The organism is Mesorhizobium sp. M0276, assembly GCF_040321755.1.
Classification (GTDB): Bacteria; Pseudomonadota; Alphaproteobacteria; order Rhizobiales; family Rhizobiaceae; genus Mesorhizobium.
The window spans coordinates 1-17,516 of the sequence record NZ_JAMYSC010000094.1; the positions used below are offsets into that span (position 1 = coordinate 1).

General features: G+C 62.0%; 17 protein-coding genes. 14 read left to right on the forward strand and 3 right to left on the reverse strand.

The features are described 5' to 3' along the window. The 6 genes from NKJ01_RS34290 to NKJ01_RS34315 all read left to right on the forward strand — a co-directional run. Positions 1-167: 2-oxo acid dehydrogenase subunit E2 (locus tag NKJ01_RS34290; protein WP_352734898.1), on the forward strand; the 167-nt coding region annotated here is incomplete at its 5' end. 94 nt (positions 168-261) lie between these two features. Continuing rightward, entirely contained in the window at positions 262-897 is a 636-nt protein-coding gene (locus NKJ01_RS34295; RefSeq protein ID WP_352734874.1) for an SGNH/GDSL hydrolase family protein, read from the forward strand. A 16-nt stretch (positions 898-913) separates the two neighbouring features. Then, entirely contained in the window at positions 914-2,377 is a 1,464-nt protein-coding gene (lpdA, locus tag NKJ01_RS34300; protein WP_352734876.1) for a dihydrolipoyl dehydrogenase, read from the forward strand. A 99-nt stretch (positions 2,378-2,476) separates the two neighbouring features. After that, positions 2,477-2,734 carry a GlsB/YeaQ/YmgE family stress response membrane protein gene (locus NKJ01_RS34305; protein WP_352734878.1) on the forward strand — a complete coding sequence of 86 codons (258 nt, stop codon included), beginning with the start codon at positions 2,477-2,479 and terminating at the stop codon, positions 2,732-2,734. A 138-nt stretch (positions 2,735-2,872) separates the two neighbouring features. After that, positions 2,873-3,838, forward strand: coding sequence for a lipoyl synthase (lipA, locus tag NKJ01_RS34310; RefSeq protein WP_352734900.1), 966 nt, complete (start codon positions 2,873-2,875; stop codon positions 3,836-3,838). A 119-nt stretch (positions 3,839-3,957) separates the two neighbouring features. Continuing rightward, positions 3,958-4,419, forward strand: coding sequence for a type II toxin-antitoxin system RatA family toxin (locus NKJ01_RS34315; RefSeq protein WP_023757921.1), 462 nt, complete (start codon positions 3,958-3,960; stop codon positions 4,417-4,419). Here the strand turns inward: NKJ01_RS34315 and NKJ01_RS34320 are convergent. Both NKJ01_RS34320 and NKJ01_RS34325 read right to left on the reverse strand, forming a co-directional pair. Next, positions 4,395-4,898 (reverse strand): CinA family protein, encoded by a 504-nt coding sequence (locus NKJ01_RS34320; RefSeq protein ID WP_352734880.1) that lies wholly within the window; start codon positions 4,896-4,898, stop codon positions 4,395-4,397. The genes NKJ01_RS34315 and NKJ01_RS34320 overlap by 25 nt on opposite strands. After that, positions 4,895-6,124, reverse strand: coding sequence for a bifunctional 2-C-methyl-D-erythritol 4-phosphate cytidylyltransferase/2-C-methyl-D-erythritol 2,4-cyclodiphosphate synthase (locus tag NKJ01_RS34325; protein WP_352734882.1), 1,230 nt, complete (start codon positions 6,122-6,124; stop codon positions 4,895-4,897). The genes NKJ01_RS34320 and NKJ01_RS34325 overlap by 4 nt, the downstream gene beginning before the upstream one ends. Before the next feature lie 244 nt (positions 6,125-6,368). Between NKJ01_RS34325 and dusB the strand changes: the two genes are divergently transcribed. The 8 genes from dusB (at position 6,369) to hflX (ending at position 16,505) form a co-directional block, all read left to right on the forward strand. Continuing rightward, positions 6,369-7,400 (forward strand): tRNA dihydrouridine synthase DusB, encoded by a 1,032-nt coding sequence (gene dusB / locus NKJ01_RS34330; protein WP_352734884.1) that lies wholly within the window; start codon positions 6,369-6,371, stop codon positions 7,398-7,400. Then, on the forward strand, positions 7,397-8,539 hold the full coding sequence (locus tag NKJ01_RS34335) for a two-component system sensor histidine kinase NtrB (protein WP_352734886.1): 1,143 nt from the start codon (positions 7,397-7,399) through the stop codon (positions 8,537-8,539). Before dusB ends, NKJ01_RS34335 begins: the two co-directional genes overlap by 4 nt. Continuing rightward, the gene (ntrC, locus tag NKJ01_RS34340) at positions 8,536-9,996 is read left to right on the forward strand and encodes a nitrogen regulation protein NR(I) (protein ID WP_352734888.1); all 1,461 of its coding nucleotides are present in this window, start codon (positions 8,536-8,538) and stop codon (positions 9,994-9,996) included. Before NKJ01_RS34335 ends, ntrC begins: the two co-directional genes overlap by 4 nt. 127 nt (positions 9,997-10,123) lie before the next feature. After that, positions 10,124-12,409, forward strand: a complete 2,286-nt coding sequence (locus NKJ01_RS34345) for a sensor histidine kinase NtrY-like (RefSeq protein ID WP_352734889.1) — start codon at positions 10,124-10,126, stop codon at positions 12,407-12,409. Next, on the forward strand, positions 12,399-13,760 hold the full coding sequence (gene ntrX, locus NKJ01_RS34350; RefSeq protein ID WP_013895628.1) for a nitrogen assimilation response regulator NtrX: 1,362 nt from the start codon (positions 12,399-12,401) through the stop codon (positions 13,758-13,760). The genes NKJ01_RS34345 and ntrX overlap by 11 nt, the downstream gene beginning before the upstream one ends. 98 nt (positions 13,761-13,858) lie before the next feature. Next, positions 13,859-14,722, forward strand: a complete 864-nt coding sequence (locus NKJ01_RS34355) for a D-amino-acid transaminase (protein WP_352734892.1) — start codon at positions 13,859-13,861, stop codon at positions 14,720-14,722. Positions 14,723-14,867: 145 nt separating this feature from the next. Continuing rightward, a complete protein-coding gene (hfq, locus tag NKJ01_RS34360) occupies positions 14,868-15,113 on the forward strand; it encodes an RNA chaperone Hfq (protein ID WP_006202172.1) in 246 nt (81 codons plus the stop codon). Continuing rightward, positions 15,114-16,505, forward strand: a complete 1,392-nt coding sequence (hflX, locus tag NKJ01_RS34365) for a GTPase HflX (RefSeq protein WP_352734894.1) — start codon at positions 15,114-15,116, stop codon at positions 16,503-16,505. Positions 16,506-16,511: 6 nt separating this feature from the next. Here the strand turns inward: hflX and mazG are convergent, their stop codons facing one another. After that, positions 16,512-17,336 (reverse strand): nucleoside triphosphate pyrophosphohydrolase, encoded by an 825-nt coding sequence (mazG, locus tag NKJ01_RS34370; protein ID WP_352734896.1) that lies wholly within the window; start codon positions 17,334-17,336, stop codon positions 16,512-16,514. Between the last annotated feature and the right edge of the window lie 180 nt (positions 17,337-17,516).

Here is a 17,516-nt window from a genome sequence, read left to right on the forward strand (position 1 = left end):
GCGCCGGCGAGGAGCGGGCAGTGGTCAAGAACGGCGAGATCAAAATCGCCACCGTGATGTCGGTGACGCTATCGACCGACCATCGCGCCGTCGACGGTGCGCTGGGTGCCGAATTGCTGGTCGCGTTCAAGCGATTGATCGAGAACCCGATGGGCATGCTTGTCTAGGAAGGGAGAGGTCTTCACCGGCCTTTTCGCCTCATGATTGGCTGTTCGTGCGCTGGGGGTTGAGACGCGGTTTGATTAACGCACAGGTGGGCGCATGAAGACGGTTCTTTGCTACGGCGACTCGCTGACCTGGGGCTACAACGCCGAAGGTGGCCGCCACCCGCTTGAAGACCGCTGGCCAAGCGTGCTGCAGGCGGGGCTCGGCGATGCCGCCGAAGTCGTTGCCGAAGGCCTCAATGGCCGCACCACGGCTTTCGACGATCATCTGGCCGGTGCCGATCGCAACGGCGCCAGGCTGCTGCCAACTATCCTGACAACGCATGCGCCGATTGATCTTATCGTCTTCATGCTCGGCGCCAACGACATGAAACCATGGATCCATGGCAACCCGGTAGCGGCCAAGCAAGGCATCCAGCGGCTGATCGACATCGTGCGCGGCCACGACTATCCGTTCGACTGGCCGGCGCCGCAGATCCTGATCGTTTCGCCGCCTGTGGTCAGCCGCACCGACAATGCCGAATTCAAGGAAATGTTTGCCGGCGGTGACGACGCTTCGACCCGGCTGGCGCCGCTCTACGCTGCCCTTGCCGATGAGGCTGGTTGCGGCTTCTTCGACGCTGGCACCGTGGCGCAAACCACCCCGCTCGACGGCGTCCACCTGGATGCAGAAAACACGCGGAATATCGGCAAGGCGCTGACGCCACTCGTGCGCGTCATGCTGGAACTGTGAATCAAGGAGAAAATCCGTGGCTGAGAATTACGACGTCATTATCATCGGCTCCGGCCCCGGCGGCTATGTCACGGCGGTGCGTTCCGCCCAGCTCGGTTTCAAGACGGCGATCATCGAGCGCGAGCATCTCGGCGGCATCTGCCTCAATTGGGGCTGCATACCGACCAAGGCGCTGCTGCGCTCGGCCGAGATCGTGCATTATTCGGATCATTTCAAGGACTATGGTCTGAAACTTGACGGCAAGGTCAGCGTCGACACGTCGGCCGTGGTCGACCGATCGAGAAAAGTCTCGCTGCGGCTCAATGGCGGCGTTGCCTTCCTGATGAAGAAGAACAAGGTCGACGTCATCTGGGGCGAGGCCAAGCTGTCCAAGGCTCCTTCCGGCGATAAATTGGGTGAGATCGTCGTATCCAAGACGGCCAAGAAGCCGATGGAGCCGCAGCCGCCGGTGCCGAAGGGCGTCAAGGCTGAGGGCACCTATGGCGCCAAGCACATCATCCTGGCCACCGGCGCCCGGCCACGTGCGCTGCCCGGCATCGAGCCCGACGGCAAGCTGATCTGGACCTATTTTGAGGCCATGGTGCCGAAGGAGATGCCGAAGTCGCTGCTGGTCATGGGCTCCGGCGCCATCGGCATTGAATTCGCCTCGTTCTACCGCACCATGGGTGCCGATGTGACAGTCGTCGAACTGTTGCCGGCAGTGATGCCGGTCGAGGACGCCGAAGTCTCGAAATTCGCGCAAAAGCAGTTCGAGAAGCAAGGCATGAAGATCATCCTCGAAGCCAAGGTGACCAAGGTCGAGAAGGGTGCCAACTCGGTCACCGCGCATGTCGAGATGAAGGACGGCAAGGTCGAGAAGATCACCGCCGACCGCATGATCTCGGCGGTTGGCGTGCAGGGCAACATCGAGAATCTTGGCCTTGAGGCGCTCGGCGTAAAGACCGAGCGCGGCTGCATCGTCATCGATGGTTACGGCAACACCAATGTGCCCGGCATCTATGCCATCGGCGATGTCGCCGGCCCGCCGATGCTTGCCCACAAGGCCGAGCATGAGGGCGTGGTGTGCGTTGAAAAGATTGCCAATTTCCCTGGCGTGCATGCCACCGACAAGCTCAAGATTCCAGGCTGCACCTATTGCAATCCGCAGGTCGCCTCCGTCGGCCTGACGGAAGCGAAGGCCAAGGCCGAGGGCAAGGACATCCGCGTCGGACGCTTTCAGTTCGCCGCCAATGGCAAGGCCATCGCGCTCGGCGAGGACCAGGGCTTCATCAAGACCATCTTCGACAAGAAGACCGGTCAGTTGCTTGGTGCGCATATGGTCGGCGCCGAAGTGACCGAGCTGATCCAGGGCTTTGTCGTGGCGATGAACCTCGAAACGACCGAGGAAGAGTTGATGCACACCATCTTCCCCCACCCGACGCTGTCGGAAATGATGAAGGAAAGCGTGCTCGACGCCTATGGTCGCGCGCTGAACGCATGATAGATTGGCCGCACGAGACTCAATCGCTCAAGCTGCGGGATCTCGACGGCAAAGCAGTTCGTTTCCGGATGCATTTTCACTCGTGCAAGGAGAGGACGTATGGACGTGAACGGCGTGGGCTGGATCGCAGCCATCATCATCGGCGGACTGGCGGGTTGGTTTGCCGAGATGGTCATGAAGAGCAACACCGGCATCTTCATGAACATTATTTTGGGTATCGTCGGCGCGATCGTACTGAACGCCATTCTGCAGGCATTCAATCTCGGTCCGTTCGGCGTCGGCTGGACTGCCTACCTGATCACCGGCTTTATCGGTGCCTGCCTGCTGATCTGGGCAGGGCGCCTGGTGCGCCGTTAACAGCGCTGGATATCTGCTATGCGAAAAAGGCTGTTGCGGCATGCACCGCCGCGGCCTTTTTCTTTGCGTTGAAAAGTCTTAGATGACGTCATGACAGCGAACGCCCGACAGGCGATCGCGAACGAACCAGGTTTCCCGATGGTCACTGTCCTCGATACGATTGCCAACGCTCCGCGCTTGCGGCATCCGGAAAAGGCGCACAAGCCGGACCAGGACGTGCTGCGCAAGCCGGACTGGATCCGCGTCAAGGCGCCGATGTCGAAGGGTTATGCCGAAACGCGCGAAATCGTGAAGTCGAACAAGCTGGTGACGGTCTGCGAAGAAGCCGGCTGCCCCAACATCGGCGAGTGCTGGGAGAAGAAGCACGCCACCTTCATGATCATGGGCGAGATATGCACGCGCGCCTGCGCCTTCTGCAACGTCGCAACGGGAATTCCGACGGCACTCGATCCCGATGAGCCGGCCCGCGTCGCGCACGCCGTCAAGCAGATGGGGCTGACGCATGTCGTCATCACCTCGGTCGACCGTGACGATCTCGCCGATGGCGGTGCGCAGCATTTCGCCGACGTCATCCGCGCCATCAGGGCCGCGACGCCGTCGACGACGATCGAAATCCTGACGCCCGACTTCCTGCGCAAGGATGGCGCGCTGGAGATCGTCGTGGCGGCCAAGCCCGACGTCTTCAACCACAATCTCGAAACCGTGCCGTCGAACTACCTGACGGTTCGTCCGGGCGCCCGCTACTTCCATTCGATCAGGCTGTTGCAGCGGGTCAAGGAACTCGACCCGTCGATCTTCACCAAGTCCGGCATCATGGTGGGTCTCGGCGAGGAGCGGAACGAAATCCTGCAGCTGATGGACGACCTGCGTACGGCCAATGTCGACTTCATGACCATTGGCCAGTATCTGCAGCCGTCGAAGAAGCATCATCCGGTGATCCGCTTCGTCACGCCAGAGGAGTTCAAATCCTTCGAGACGATCGGCCGGACCAAGGGTTTCCTGCTGGTGGCGTCAAGCCCGCTGACGCGCTCTTCGCATCATGCCGGCGACGATTTCGCCCGGCTGCGCGCTGCACGCGAAGCGGCTCTCAGGAAATCGCTTTAGTGCATGTCGCCCAAAGTGACCTCGTTTTGGGAGAACGACATGCACATGCATAAGAACAAAGTATCTAAAGCGCGTCGCATGAATCTGCGTCGCCGCGACACGCTTTAGAGCCGGTTTTCATGCCGAAGTTTGAAGCCACCCGCCGCGTATCCCACACGCCGGACCAGATGTTCGCGCTGGTCGCCGACGTAGAATCCTATCCGCAATTCCTGCCGCTTTGCGAGGCGCTGACCGTTCGCTCGCGCAAGGAGCGCGACGGGCGCACGGTTCTCCTCGCCGACATGACCATCGGCTACAAGGCGATCCGCGAAACCTTCACGACGCAGGTGCTGTTGAAGCCCGACGAGAACACCATCGACGTGAAATACATCGATGGCCCGTTCAAATATCTGAGCAATGTCTGGCGTTTCGAGCCCGACGGCGGCGCCGGCTGCACGGTCCGCTTCTTCATCGACTACGAGTTCAAGAGCCGCATTCTGGGCGCCGTGATGGGAACCATGTTCGACCGTGCTTTCCGCATGTTCGCCGAGGCTTTCGAGAAGCGTGCCGACGTCATCTATGGTGCAGCGCCCTCGGCCTGACCAAGCGCGCGCAGACCCAGCTCCAACGCATGCCGGACCGTTTCGCGGCGGATGAAATCGCGACCTTTGTCGGCAAATGTCTTGCGCTCGGCGGTCACGGCCTGACCGCCCAGCCCGACACAGAACCAGACCAGGCCGACCGGTTTTTCCGTGGAACCGCCGCCGGGCCCGGCAATGCCGGTGACCGCCAAAGCAAGCCCGGCGCGCGAACGGGCAAGCGCGCCTTTCGCCATCTCGATTGCCGTCTCGCGCGAAACCGCGCCGTACGTCTCAAGCGTGGCGGCGGAGACGCCGAGCATGTCGATCTTGGCTTCGTTGGAATAGGTGATGAAGCCGCGCTCGACGACGGCGGAGGCGCCGGCGATGTCGGTCAACGCGGCGATGATCATGCCGCCGGTGCAGCTTTCCGCCGTTGCCAGCATGATGCCGCGCTTCTGGCAGGCTTGCAGCAAGGCATTTGCCAGCTCGCTGCTACTCATTCCGGCACCTCGCCTGGAAACACCACGCTGGCGGTTGCGATCGCCGCTATGCCTTCCTCGCGCCCGATAAAGCCGAGCCTCTCGTTGGTTGTCGCCTTGATCGAGATGCGGTCCGGTGAAATTGCCAGCATCTGCGACAGGGCTGCGGTCATCGCATCACGATGCGGGCCGACACGCGGCGCCTCGCAGATCAGCGTGATATCGGCATTGGCGATGCGTCCGCCGCGCTCGCGCACCAGCCTTGCCGCGTACTCGACGAATATCCGGGACGCAGCGCCTTTCCATTGCGGGTCGGTCGGCGGAAAATGCGTGCCGATGTCGCCGGCGCCGCAGGTCGCCAGCAGCGCATCGGTCAAGGCGTGCAGGCCGACATCGGCGTCGGAATGGCCGGACAGTTTCTTGTCGTGCGCAATGGCGACGCCGCACAGAGTGACATGGTCGCCGGGTTCGAACGCATGCACGTCGTAACCATTGCCGGTACGGATGTCGGGAAAGCGCACGCGTTCGCCGGAGAGCCGCTGGTCCGCCATCGCAATATCCCTTGCCCAGGTGAGTTTGACGTTATCAGGGGAGCCTGGAACGATGTTGACCGGAATATTCGCCCATTCGGCGATCGCGGCGTCGTCGGTGAAATCCAGTCTTCCAAGATGATGGGCTTTCTCGTGCGCGGCAAGAATCGGCCAGAATGGAAAGCCCTGTGGCGTTTGCGCCGTGTGAAGTCCGCTGCGGGAAACGGTTTCGCCAACCACGCCAGAGGCCGACTCACGCTTCAGCGTGTCGGCAACGGGCAGGGCAGGCAACGCCCCCTCGCGCTCGCCGATGGCAGCGATCGTGCGATCGATCAGGTCCGCGTCGACGAATGGACGGACGGCATCGTGGATCAGGACCCGCCCCGGCGCGTGGCTTCTCAGCGCAAGCAGTCCCAGCCGGACCGATGCCTGCCTTGTCGCCCCGCCCATGACGAGGATGACCCGTTCGGCGTTGGCACCCGCCGCCTCCCGGAACAGCTCGTGGTCGTCGGCATGGATGGCGACGACGACCTCGCTGGTTCGCGGGTGGGACAGAAAAATTTCCAGCGTGTGTGCGATGACGGCATAGCCGCCAATGTGTTGATATTGCTTCGGCCCATTGGCCTGTCCGGCGCGCGCGCCGCGGCCAGCCGCAACGATCACCACGGCGACCTTGCCATCCTCACTTGAAACGCGATTTTCACTTGCGTCAGTCATGCCGACTGGTCCTAGCGCACGATCCCGAAAAGTGTAATCGGTTTTAGGAAAGATCGTGCGCTAAGTATGAAATTCCCAAGCGTGCCATTGCCCGTGCTGAGGGACGCACGGCGCCTTGGTCGCCAGCCAAAGCCGAAGCCGGCATTTTCCCAATTGCGCCTTAATGTGGCGTCATTCCGCGTTGCACTTTGCTGCAGTTCTGGCTAGAGAATGTGCAACGAATGAACATGCTTGGTTTTTGTGCATGGTTAACTTGACCAAATTGGCAACGTCGCTTGACGTTGGCGGCGTGAGAATCCGCAATCGCGTGTTTCTCGCGCCAATGTCGGGAATATCAGACGAGCCGTTCCGGCAACGCGCCCACGCGCATGGCGCCGGCCTGGTCGTGTCCGAAATGGTGGCGAGCGGCGAGCTGGCCAAGGGCAGGGCCGGTTTTAACCTGCGCATACGCCACTCCGGCCTGCCGGTCCATATGGTCCAGCTTGCCGGCCGCGAGGCGGCGCACATGGCCGAAGGTGCCAGAATCGCTGCCGGCGAGGGCGCCGACATCATCGACATCAACATGGGCTGCCCGGCCAAGAAGGTCACCGGGGGTTACGCCGGCTCGGCATTGATGCTGGATCTCGACCATGCGCTGTCGCTGATCGACGCCGTTGTCGGCGCGGTCGACATGCCGGTGACGGTCAAGATGCGGCTCGGCTGGGACGAAGGCGCGCTCAACGCGCCGATGCTGGCGCGTCGCGCCGAACAGGCCGGCGTCAAGATGGTGACCGTACATGGCCGCACGCGCTGCCAATTCTATCAAGGCAAGGCCGATTGGCGCGCCATCGCCCGCGTCAAGGAAGCCGTGTCTATTCCTGTCGTCGCCAATGGCGATGTCTGCTCCCCGGCAGAAGCTGCCGACATTCTCGATCAATCCGGCGCTGACGCCGTCATGGTTGGGCGTGCGCACTATGGCGCGCCCTGGATCGCAGGCGGCATTGCTGCGGCCGCACGGAACGAGACTGTGCCCGGCATGCCCGACAATCGGCAAGCTTTGGCCGCTTACATCGTCTCCCATTACGAGGACATGCTGGCGCTCTATGGCCTCGAGAGCGGCCTGCGCCAAGCGCGCAAGCATCTTGGATGGTACCTTGATCGTCATGCCAATGGTGTCGCTGACGACGACAGCCGAAAGGCTATTTTGACCGCATTGGAGCCCGCGCGCGTCATTGCCTTGCTGCGCGATGTGTTTTCGCGCGATCCGCAACCCCTGAACCTGCGGAGCGCCGCATGAATGCCGCCGCTGCCCAAGGCGCTGAAATGGCGGATGCCGCCCAGATCGTGCTCAACACCATCCGTCGCCCGGTGATCATGATCAGCGAGGAAGGGTTCATCACCTTCGCCAACGCCGACGCGGAAGACTTCTTTCGCTCCAGCGCAACCATGCTGGCGCGCAACACACTTTCCAAACTCATTCCATTCGGCAGCCCGCTGCTGACGCTGGTCGATCAGGTGCGCGAGCGCCGGGCTCCCGTCAACGAGTACCGGGTCGACGTGTCGTCGCCGCGTCTCGGCATCGAGAAGGTCGTCGATCTCTACGTTGCGCCGGTGTCGGAATATCCGGGCTCCGTCGTGGTGATGTTCCAGGAACGGTCGATGGCCGACAAGATCGACCGGCAGATGACGCATCGCGGCGCGGCGCGCTCGGTCACTGGCCTGGCGGCGATGCTTGCCCATGAGATCAAGAACCCGCTGTCCGGCATCCGGGGCGCTGCCCAGTTGCTCGAACTGTCGGCTTCCGACGAGGATCGCGCGCTGACGCGGCTGATCACCGACGAGACCGACCGCATCGTGTCGCTGGTCGATCGCATGGAAGTGTTTTCCGATGAGCGGCCGATCGATCGCTATCCCGTCAACATCCATGTCGTGCTCGATCATGTGAAGGCAATTGCCAAGAACGGTTTTGCCAAGAGAATCAAGATAATGGAGGATTACGATCCTTCATTGCCTCCGGTGTTTGCCAACCGTGACCAACTCATCCAGGTGTTCCTCAACCTGGTCAAGAATGCTGCTGAGGCGATCGGCAGCGATCCTCAGGGCGAGATCGTGCTGTCGACCGCCTTCCGGCCGGGCATCCGCGTTTCCGTTCCGGGCACGCAGGACCGCGTATCGCTGCCGCTGGAATTCTGCGTGCGCGACAATGGCTCCGGCGTCTCGGAAGATATTTTGCCGATCCTGTTCGACCCGTTCATCACCACCAAGCCGAACGGCTCGGGGCTGGGGCTGGCGCTGGTCGCCAAGATCGTCGGCGAGCATGGCGGCATCATCGAATGCGAATCGACGCCGCGCGGGACCACATTCCGCATCCTGATGCCAGCTTGGAAAGAAACGTCATACGGCGCCGATGAAGACGGTGAAGGAGACCGCAAATGACCGTTCGCGGCAATATTCTCGTCGCCGACGACGATGCGGCGATCCGCACCGTCCTCAACCAGGCGCTTTCACGCGTCGGTCACGAGGTGCGCGTCACGTCCAACGCCTCGACATTGTGGCGCTGGGTGGCGGCTGGCGAAGGCGATCTGGTCATCACCGATGTGGTGATGCCGGACGAAAACGCGTTCGACATGTTGCCGCGCATCAAGAAGGCGCGGCCGGAACTGCCGGTTATCGTCATGAGCGCCCAGAACACGTTCATGACGGCGATCCGCGCATCCGAAACCGGCGCCTATGAATATCTGCCGAAGCCGTTCGACCTGACCGAACTGCTCAACATCGTCAACCGGGCGCTTTCCGAGCCGCGGCGGCCGAAGATCGATGCGCGGCCGGAAGAACAGCCAGACGCCATGCCGCTGGTCGGCCGCTCGGCCGCCATGCAGGACATCTACCGCATGCTGGCGCGCATGATGCAGACCGACCTGACGGTGATGATTTCGGGCGAGTCCGGCACCGGCAAGGAACTGGTGGCGCGCGCGCTGCATGAATATGGCCGCCGTCGCGGCGGCCCATTCGTTGCCATCAACATGGCCGCGATCCCGCGCGATCTGATCGAATCGGAACTGTTCGGTCACGAGAAGGGCGCTTTCACCGGCGCGCAGAACCGCTCCACCGGTCGCTTCGAGCAGGCCGAGGGCGGCACGCTGTTTCTCGACGAGATCGGCGACATGCCGATGGAAGCGCAGACGCGCCTGCTGCGCGTCCTGCAGCAGGGCGAATACACGACGGTTGGCGGACGCACACCGATCAAGACCGACGTGCGCATCGTTGCCGCCACCAACAAGGATCTGCGCACGCTGATCAACCAGGGGCTTTTCCGCGAGGATCTCTTCTATCGCCTCAACGTCGTGCCGCTCAGGTTGCCGGCGCTGCGCGAGCGCTCCGAGGATGTGCCGGATCTTGTCCGCCACTTCTTCAAGCTCGGCGAGATGGAGGGTCTGCAGACCAAGCGCATCTCCTCGGGCGGCATCGAACTGATGAAGCGCTATCCCTGGCCGGGCAATGTGCGCGAACTGGAAAACCTCGTTCGCAGGCTCGCCGCACTCTATTCGCAGGACGAGATTTCAGCCGAGATCATCGAGGCCGAGCTCAAGACCGGCGAACGTCCGGTGGTACCGGGCAGCGGCAACCTCATTCCCGACGACCTGTCGATCGGCCAGGCGGCCGAGCATTTCCTGCAGCGCTATTTCGCCTCCTTTGCCGGCGATTTGCCACCCGCGGGCCTCTACCAGCGCATTCTGGCCGAGGTCGAGTACCCGCTGGTCCTGGCCTCTATGACGGCCACCCGCGGCAATCAGATCAAGGCCGCCGAATTGCTGGGCCTGAACCGAAACACGCTGCGCAAGAAGATCCGCGAGCTCGGCGTCAACGTCTACAAATCGTCGCGGCAGGGCTGAGCCCATCTGAGCCCGCTCTCTTTTCAGGGGACCGGCTCGCGAAAGATTTCCGTCTCGGTCACACTTGTTGCATAATCGCCACAATGCGTTGCATACATCCGACGCAATCATGGCTCTAGACGGCGACATGGCTTCGCAGGCACCGACAAAAAAACAACCGCTGTTCAGCGAACCCGGCACGCGTGACGGTCGCCGGCTGCTGGCATTGCCCGGCGTCGTCGCGGTCGTCGGCGCGCTGGTGACGGCGGCGATCTCGTTCACCATCCTCGTCGGCGCCACGCCGATCACGCCGAACGAATCGACGACGCTGGCGCTGATTGCCCTCAATGCCGCTTTCGTCCTGTTCCTCATTGCGCTGGTCGGGCGTGAAGTCCACCGCATCCTGATGGCGCGCCGGCATGGCAAGGCCGCCTCGCGGCTGCATGTGCGCATCGTCGCCATGTTTGCTCTGGTCGCCGCCATTCCCGCAATCATGGTGGCCATCATCGCATCGATCACGCTCGATATCGGCCTCGACCGCTGGTTCGAGATCCGCACCAAGACGATCGTCAATTCGTCGCTGTCGATCGCCGACGCCTATGTCCAGGAGAATGCCCGCAACCTGCAGGGAACGACGTTGTCGATGGCCTACGATCTCGATTCGTCGCGCTCGCTCTACGGTCTCGATCGCACTGGTTTTCTCGATCTGATGAACAAGGAAGCAGTGGGCCGGTCACTGGCCCATGCGGCACTGATCAAGCCCGACGGCTCGTTTGTCATGAGCGCCAAGACCGATACGGATTTCGCGATGCCCGAGCCGCCCGAAGGGGCGGTTGCCAGCGCTTCCGACGGCAAGCCGGTGCTGATCGAGCCCAAAACGCGCAACATCATGGGCGCCATCGTCAAGCTGCGCGAGATCGAAGGGCTCTATCTCTACACCATTCGCCTCGTCGATCCGGAAGTGATCAAGGCGCGGCAGATCGTCAGGTCCAACACCGACGAATATCGCGGGCTGGAAGACAACCGTCGCACCTCGCAGGTGGCCTTCGCGCTGCCCTATCTGTCGCTGACGTTGATCATCATCCTGTCCGCCATCTGGACTGGTATCGCTGTCGCCGACCGTCTGGTGCGCCCCATTCGCCAGCTTATCGGAGCCGCCGACGAGGTGGCGACCGGCAATCTCGATGTCGCGGTTCCGGTCAGGCCGTCGGATGGCGATGTCGCCTCGCTCGGCGATACGTTCAACAAGATGCTGCTCGAGCTGAAATCGCAGCGCAACGAGATCCTGTCCGCAAAGGACCTGATCGACGAACGCCGCCGCTTCTCGGAAGCCGTGCTTGCCGGCGTCACCGCCGGCGTCATCGGCGTCGATCCCTACGGCATCGTCACCATCGTCAACCGCTCGGCCGAGGCGATGCTGGCCATTTCAGCCAGCGCCGCCCTTGGGCAGAACCTGTCGGCCGTGCTGCCGCATGTCGGCCGCGTCTTCGAGATCGGCCGCAAGTCCGGCAAGCCTGTTTACCGCGAGCAGGTGACCTTCTACCGCGCCGGCGCCGAACGGACCTTCAACGTGCAGATCACCATCGAAGCCGGCGACGACGGCTCGGAAGAAAAATCCTATGTCGTGACGGTCGACGACATCACCGACCTGGTTCAGGCGCAGCGTTCCTCCGCTTGGGCCGATGTGGCACGGCGCATCGCACACGAGATCAAGAATCCGCTGACGCCGATCCAGCTCTCGGCCGAGCGCATCAAGCGCCGCTACGGCAAGGTGATTACCGAGGACCGCGAGGTTTTCGACCAGTGCACCGACACGATCATCCGTCAGGTTGAGGATATCGGCCGTATGGTCGACGAATTCTCGGCTTTCGCCCGCATGCCAAAGCCCGAGATGAAGGCTATCGACCTGCGCGAATCGTTGCGCGAGGCCTCGTTCCTGGTCGAGGTCAGCCGCGCCGACATCACTTTCGAGCGGGTATTCGGCACCGAGCCGCTCAAGGGCACCTTCGACAGCCGTCTGATGGCGCAGGCTTTCGGCAATGTGATCAAGAACGCCGCCGAGGCGATCGACGGATTGGAACAGACGGATGGTTCGCACGGCATAATCCGGATTCAAGCCGGGCGCCAGAATGGCGCGATTCGCATCGACGTCATCGACAATGGCAAAGGCCTGCCGCGCGAAAATCGCCAGCGGTTGCTCGAGCCCTATACGACGACGCGCGAGAAAGGCACCGGGCTTGGCCTCGCTATCGTCAAGAAGATCGTGGAGGACCATGGTGGCAGGTTGGAACTTCACGATGCGCCCCCAGATTTCCACGACGGACGCGGCGCGATGATCAGCATCATCCTGCCGCCTGCGGCTGCCGCGTCTCCGCGCGGCGATAGCAGGACTGAAAACGAACGAGAAACTGAAAAGGTCGGTAATGGCGTCTGATATTCTCATCGTCGATGACGAGGAAGACATCCGTGAACTCGTCGCGGGCATCCTGAGCGACGAAGGTCACGAAACCCGCACCGCATTCGATGCCGACAGCGCGCTGGCGGCGATCGCCGATCGGGCACCGCGGCTGATTTTCCTCGACATCTGGCTGCAGGGCTCGCGTTTGGACGGGCTGGCACTGCTCGACGAGATCAAGACGATGCACCCGACCTTGCCGGTGGTGATGATCTCAGGCCACGGCAACATCGAAACGGCGGTCTCCGCCATCCGCCGCGGTGCCTATGATTTCATCGAAAAACCATTCAAGGCCGACAGGCTGATCCTGATTGCCGAGCGTGCGCTCGAGACCTCGAAACTGCGGCGCGAGGTTTCCGACCTCAAGCTGCGCAGTGGCGAAACCTTCGATCTGATCGGCATGTCGTCGGCGATGAGCCAACTGCGCCAGACCATCGAGCGCGTTGCCCCGACCAACAGCCGCGTGATGATCATCGGCCCGTCAGGCTCGGGCAAGGAACTGGCCGCGCGCGCCATCCACACGCTGTCGGCGCGTAAGGGCGCGCCGTTCGTAACGCTGAGCGCCGCCAACATTACGCCCGAGCGCATGGAGATCGAGCTGTTCGGCACCGAATCGAACGGCGTCGAGCGCAAGGTCGGCGCGCTCGAGGAGGCCCATCGCGGCATCCTCTACATCGATGAAGTTGCCGACATGCCGCGCGAGACGCAGAACAAGATCCTGCGCGTGCTGGTGGAGCAGCAGTTCGAGCGGGTGGGAGGCACCAAGCGGGTCAAGGTCGATGTCCGCATCATCTCCTCGACCTCGCAGAATCTCGAAGCGATGATCGCCGACGGGCGTTTCCGCGAAGATCTCTATCACCGCCTGGCGGTGGTTCCGGTCATGGTGCCGGGACTGGCCGAGCGGCGCGAGGATATTCCCTATCTCGTCGACAATTTCATGAAGCAGATCGCGCGCCAGGCCGGTATCAAGCCGCGCCGTATTGGCGATGATGCACTGGCGGTGCTTCAAGCGCATAACTGGCCTGGCAACGTCCGCCAGCTGCGCAACAATGTCGAGCGCCTCATGATCCTGGCGCGCGGCGACAACATCGATGCGCCGATCACCGCGGACCTGTTGCCGGCCGAGATCGGCGATGTCATGCCGCGCACGCCGAATCAATCCGATCAGCACATCATGGCGCTGCCGCTGCGCGAGGCGCGCGAACAGTTCGAGAAGGACTATCTGATCGCCCAGATCAACCGGTTCGGCGGCAACATCTCGAAAACCGCCGAGTTCATCGGCATGGAGCGCTCCGCCCTTCACCGCAAGCTGAAGTCGCTGGGCGTCTGAACGCGACGTCCGGCCAGCCGCGCCTGGGCCAACCATTTGCCGGTTACGGCGGCGGCGGAATCGCATAAGAAAGCCCGAGAATTCCGAAGGGGTTGCCAATGCCGCGCATTGCCTATGTCAACGGCCGCTACGTCACTCACGCGGATGCTGCCGTGCATATCGAGGACCGCGGTTATCAGTTCGCCGACGGCGTCTATGAGGTCTGCGAGGTGGCGCGCGGCTTCATCGTCGACATGCCGCGCCATCTGGCCCGGCTGAACCGCTCCCTGACCGAATTGTCGATCGCCTGGCCGGTCACCTCTCACGTGCTGCCGCTGATCCTGCGCGAGGTGGTCAACCGCAACCATGTCGCCAACGGCCTGGTCTATGTCCAGGTGACGCGCGGCGTTTCCAGCCGCGACTTTGTCTTCCCGTCCGCCGACACCAAGCCGTCCCTGGTGGTCACCGCGAGGAAGGCAGATCCCGCCTCTGGTGCAAAACGCGCTGAAACCGGCATTGCGGTCATCACAGTGCCGGAGAACCGTTGGGACCGCGTCGACATCAAGAGCGTCGGGTTGCTGCCCAATGTATTGGCGAAGCAGAAGGCCAAGGAAGCCGGCGCCCAGGAAGCGTGGTTCGTCGACACCGACGGCAACGTCAAGGAAGGCGGCTCGTCCAATGCCTGGATCGTCACCCGGGATGGCGTCCTGGTTACCAGGCCGGCCGAGCATGGCATCCTGCGGGGCATCACCCGCACGACCATGTTTGAAGTGGCGGCGAAGCTCGGCGTGAAGATAGAGGAGCGCGGCTTTTCTGTCGCCGAGGCCAAGGCGGCACGCGAAGCGTTCATCAGCTCCGCAACGACAATCGCCATGCCGGTTGTAGCCATCGACGGCGATACAATCGCCAATGGGCACCCCGGCTCGATAACACTTTCGTTGCGACAAGCCTTTTTTGACATTGCGGAAAAAAGTCCAGCCTGATAACCGCACAGGTGGAATGAACATCAATTTATCTCGTTCTGCTTGTCGTTGCTGACGACAAGACGGTGTTTGTGAGCTTGACATGCGCCCGTTAATTTGGCGCATTGGCTTGCAAACCGAAGGGGATCGGCGAAAGACAAGAACAATGGCGGAACGATCGCAAAACCTTCAGGACCTGTTCCTGAATTCAGTTCGCAAGAGCAAGAATCCGCTCACCATCTTCCTCATCAACGGCGTGAAGCTGACCGGCGTGGTCACTTCGTTCGACAATTTCTGTGTCCTATTGCGCCGTGATGGTCACTCCCAGCTCGTCTACAAGCACGCCATTTCCACGATCATGCCGAGCCAGCCGGTTCAAATGTTCGATGGCGAGGAAAGCCAGGGCGCCTGATTGGCACGTGAGAAAGACGCGAACGATACAGTTCGCGGAAAGCCAGCGCATCATCCAGGGACGGAAGCCGAGGGCCCGACCCGGGCCGTTGTCATTGTGCCCGTCCTTACCCGCCACCAGCGCAACGAGGACGAGACCAACCGTCCACGGCTGATGCGTTCGGCCGACGCTCGCCACGACGAGGCCGTAGGCCTTGCCCGCGCCATCGACCTTGATCTGATCCATACCGCGGTGGTAACCGTCAACGATCCGCGCCCGGCGACGTTGCTCGGCAGCGGCAAGGTCGCGGAGTTCGCAGAAATCGTCAAAGAGGGACATGCGGAAGTGGTCGTCGTCGACCATCCGCTGACTCCGGTGCAGCAGCGCAATCTGGAGAAAGAGTTGAACGCCAAGGTGCTGGATCGCACCGGGCTGATCCTCGAAATATTCGGCGAACGCGCGCGCACCAAGGAAGGCACCTTGCAGGTAGAGCTCGCCCATCTCAACTACCAGAAGGGTCGCCTCGTGCGCAGCTGGACCCACCTCGAACGCCAGCGCGGCGGTGCCGGCTTCCTCGGCGGCCCCGGCGAAACGCAGATCGAATCCGACCGGCGGCAGCTGCAGGAAAAGATCATCAAGCTGAAGCAGGAACTGGAAACGGTGCGCCGCACGCGCGACCTCCACCGCGCCAAGCGCAAGAAAGTGCCGTTCCCGGTGGTGGCGATCGTCGGCTATACCAACGCCGGCAAGTCGACGCTGTTCAATCGGCTGACCGGAGCAGACGTGCTGGCGCAGGACATGCTGTTCGCCACGCTCGATCCAACGCTTCGGCGTGTGCGCCTGCCGCACGGCACGCCGATCATTCTTTCGGACACGGTCGGCTTTATTTCGGACCTGCCGACGCATCTGATCGCGGCTTTCCGTGCCACCCTGGAAGAGGTCGTCGAGGCCGATCTCGTCATCCATCTGCGCGACATTTCCGATCCGGACACGGCGGCCCAGGCCGAGGATGTCGAGCGCATCCTCGCCGACCTCGGCGTCGACGCCAGTGATGCCAAGCGGATCATCGAGGTCTGGAACAAGATCGACCTGCTTGACGAGGGCAACCGCAGCCGCCTGCTTGCCGACAGCGCCGACGCCAGCAAAGCCCCGCCGATCGCCATTTCAGCGGTGACCGGCGAGGGTATCGATGCGCTGAAGGCAATCATCGAAACGCGGATGGCGGGCGAGCTCGAAGACCTGACGGTGACGATCGAGCCGGCGCAGTTCGGCCTTGTCGACTGGCTCTATCGCAATGGCGATATCGTTTCGCGAAGCGACAATGACGACGGCAGCGCCACTATCTCGCTCAAGGCCACGCAAAGCGCCCGCGAAGAGATCGAAAGCAGATTGCGTCGCAAAAATAACGGGTAAGGGAACTTACTTCGCGGTTTTTGCTTCCTGCCAGAACGCTTCCATTTCGGGCAAGGTCGCCTTCTCCAGCGTGCTACCGGATTTCCCAAGGGCCTGTTCGACGTAATGGAAGCGTGAGCGGAATTTTTCGTTGGTGCCGCTCAACGCCGCTTCGGAATCGACCTTCAAGTGGCGGCCGAGATTGACGACGGCAAACAGCATGTCGCCGAACTCGTCCTTGATCGAGGCCGTTTCGCCCTTGGCCAGCGCCTCGCGCAATTCGCCGATCTCTTCCTCGATCTTGTCGAGGATGGGCGCTGCCTCGCTCCAGTCGAAGCCGACGCGGGCGGCCTTCTCCTGAAGTTTCAGTGCCCGGGTCAGCGCGGGCAAGGCGACCGGCACGCTGTCCAGAAACCCCTTGCCGTTATCTTCCGGGTCGAGGCCGCGGGCGAGGCGGGCTTGTCGTTTCTCCGCCTTCTCCTCGGCCTTGATCTTTTCCCACATGCCCTTGGCCATGCCGGCGCTGCGGGCCTTTTCGTCGCCGAAGACGTGCGGGTGGCGGCGGATCATCTTGGTGGTGATCGCCTGGACCACATCGCCGAAGCCGAATTCACCTGCCTCTTCAGCCATTTGTGCGTGGTAGACGACCTGCAGCAGGAGGTCGCCGAGTTCGTCGCGCAGGTCATCGAGATCGCCGCGCGCGATGGCGTCCGCCACCTCATAGGCCTCCTCGATCGTATACGGGGCGATAGTCGAGAAATCCTGTTCGATGTCCCAGGGACACCCGGTCTTTGGGGCTCGCAGCGCCGCCATGATCTCGATCAGGCGCGAAATGTCTTTCGATGGCGTCATTTAGAGCTATTCCAGGAAAAGTGTGAAACGGTTTTCTGTCCGGAATTGCGTCAGTCTATCGAATGCTATCCCGCGGCCGGCCCCCCCCCCAAACCATTCATCCCCACCCCCGCCCCCTAAAACCAAAATAAACCCCAACAAAAACACCAAACACAAAACCACAAACCCAAGAAAAAAAAA

Bases quoted from the DNA above. Each gene is read 5' to 3' on its own strand.
- NKJ01_RS34315 (WP_023757921.1), top strand. From the start codon at position 3,958: ATGCCGAAGTTTGAAGCCACCCGCCGCGTATCCCACACGCCGGACCAG.
- NKJ01_RS34355 (WP_352734892.1), top strand. From the start codon at position 13,859: ATGCCGCGCATTGCCTATGTCAACGGCCGCTACGTCACTCACGCGGAT.
- NKJ01_RS34305 (WP_352734878.1), top strand. From the start codon at position 2,477: ATGGACGTGAACGGCGTGGGCTGGATCGCAGCCATCATCATCGGCGGA.
- NKJ01_RS34335 (WP_352734886.1), top strand. From the start codon at position 7,397: ATGAATGCCGCCGCTGCCCAAGGCGCTGAAATGGCGGATGCCGCCCAG.
- NKJ01_RS34345 (WP_352734889.1), top strand. From the start codon at position 10,124: ATGGCTTCGCAGGCACCGACAAAAAAACAACCGCTGTTCAGCGAACCC.
- NKJ01_RS34295 (WP_352734874.1), top strand. From the start codon at position 262: ATGAAGACGGTTCTTTGCTACGGCGACTCGCTGACCTGGGGCTACAAC.
- mazG (WP_352734896.1), bottom strand. From the start codon at position 17,336: ATGACGCCATCGAAAGACATTTCGCGCCTGATCGAGATCATGGCGGCG.
- NKJ01_RS34325 (WP_352734882.1), bottom strand. From the start codon at position 6,124: ATGACTGACGCAAGTGAAAATCGCGTTTCAAGTGAGGATGGCAAGGTC.
- hfq (WP_006202172.1), top strand. From the start codon at position 14,868: ATGGCGGAACGATCGCAAAACCTTCAGGACCTGTTCCTGAATTCAGTT.
- dusB (WP_352734884.1), top strand. From the start codon at position 6,369: ATGGTTAACTTGACCAAATTGGCAACGTCGCTTGACGTTGGCGGCGTG.
- lipA (WP_352734900.1), top strand. From the start codon at position 2,873: ATGGTCACTGTCCTCGATACGATTGCCAACGCTCCGCGCTTGCGGCAT.
- ntrC (WP_352734888.1), top strand. From the start codon at position 8,536: ATGACCGTTCGCGGCAATATTCTCGTCGCCGACGACGATGCGGCGATC.
- ntrX (WP_013895628.1), top strand. From the start codon at position 12,399: ATGGCGTCTGATATTCTCATCGTCGATGACGAGGAAGACATCCGTGAA.
- NKJ01_RS34320 (WP_352734880.1), bottom strand. From the start codon at position 4,898: ATGAGTAGCAGCGAGCTGGCAAATGCCTTGCTGCAAGCCTGCCAGAAG.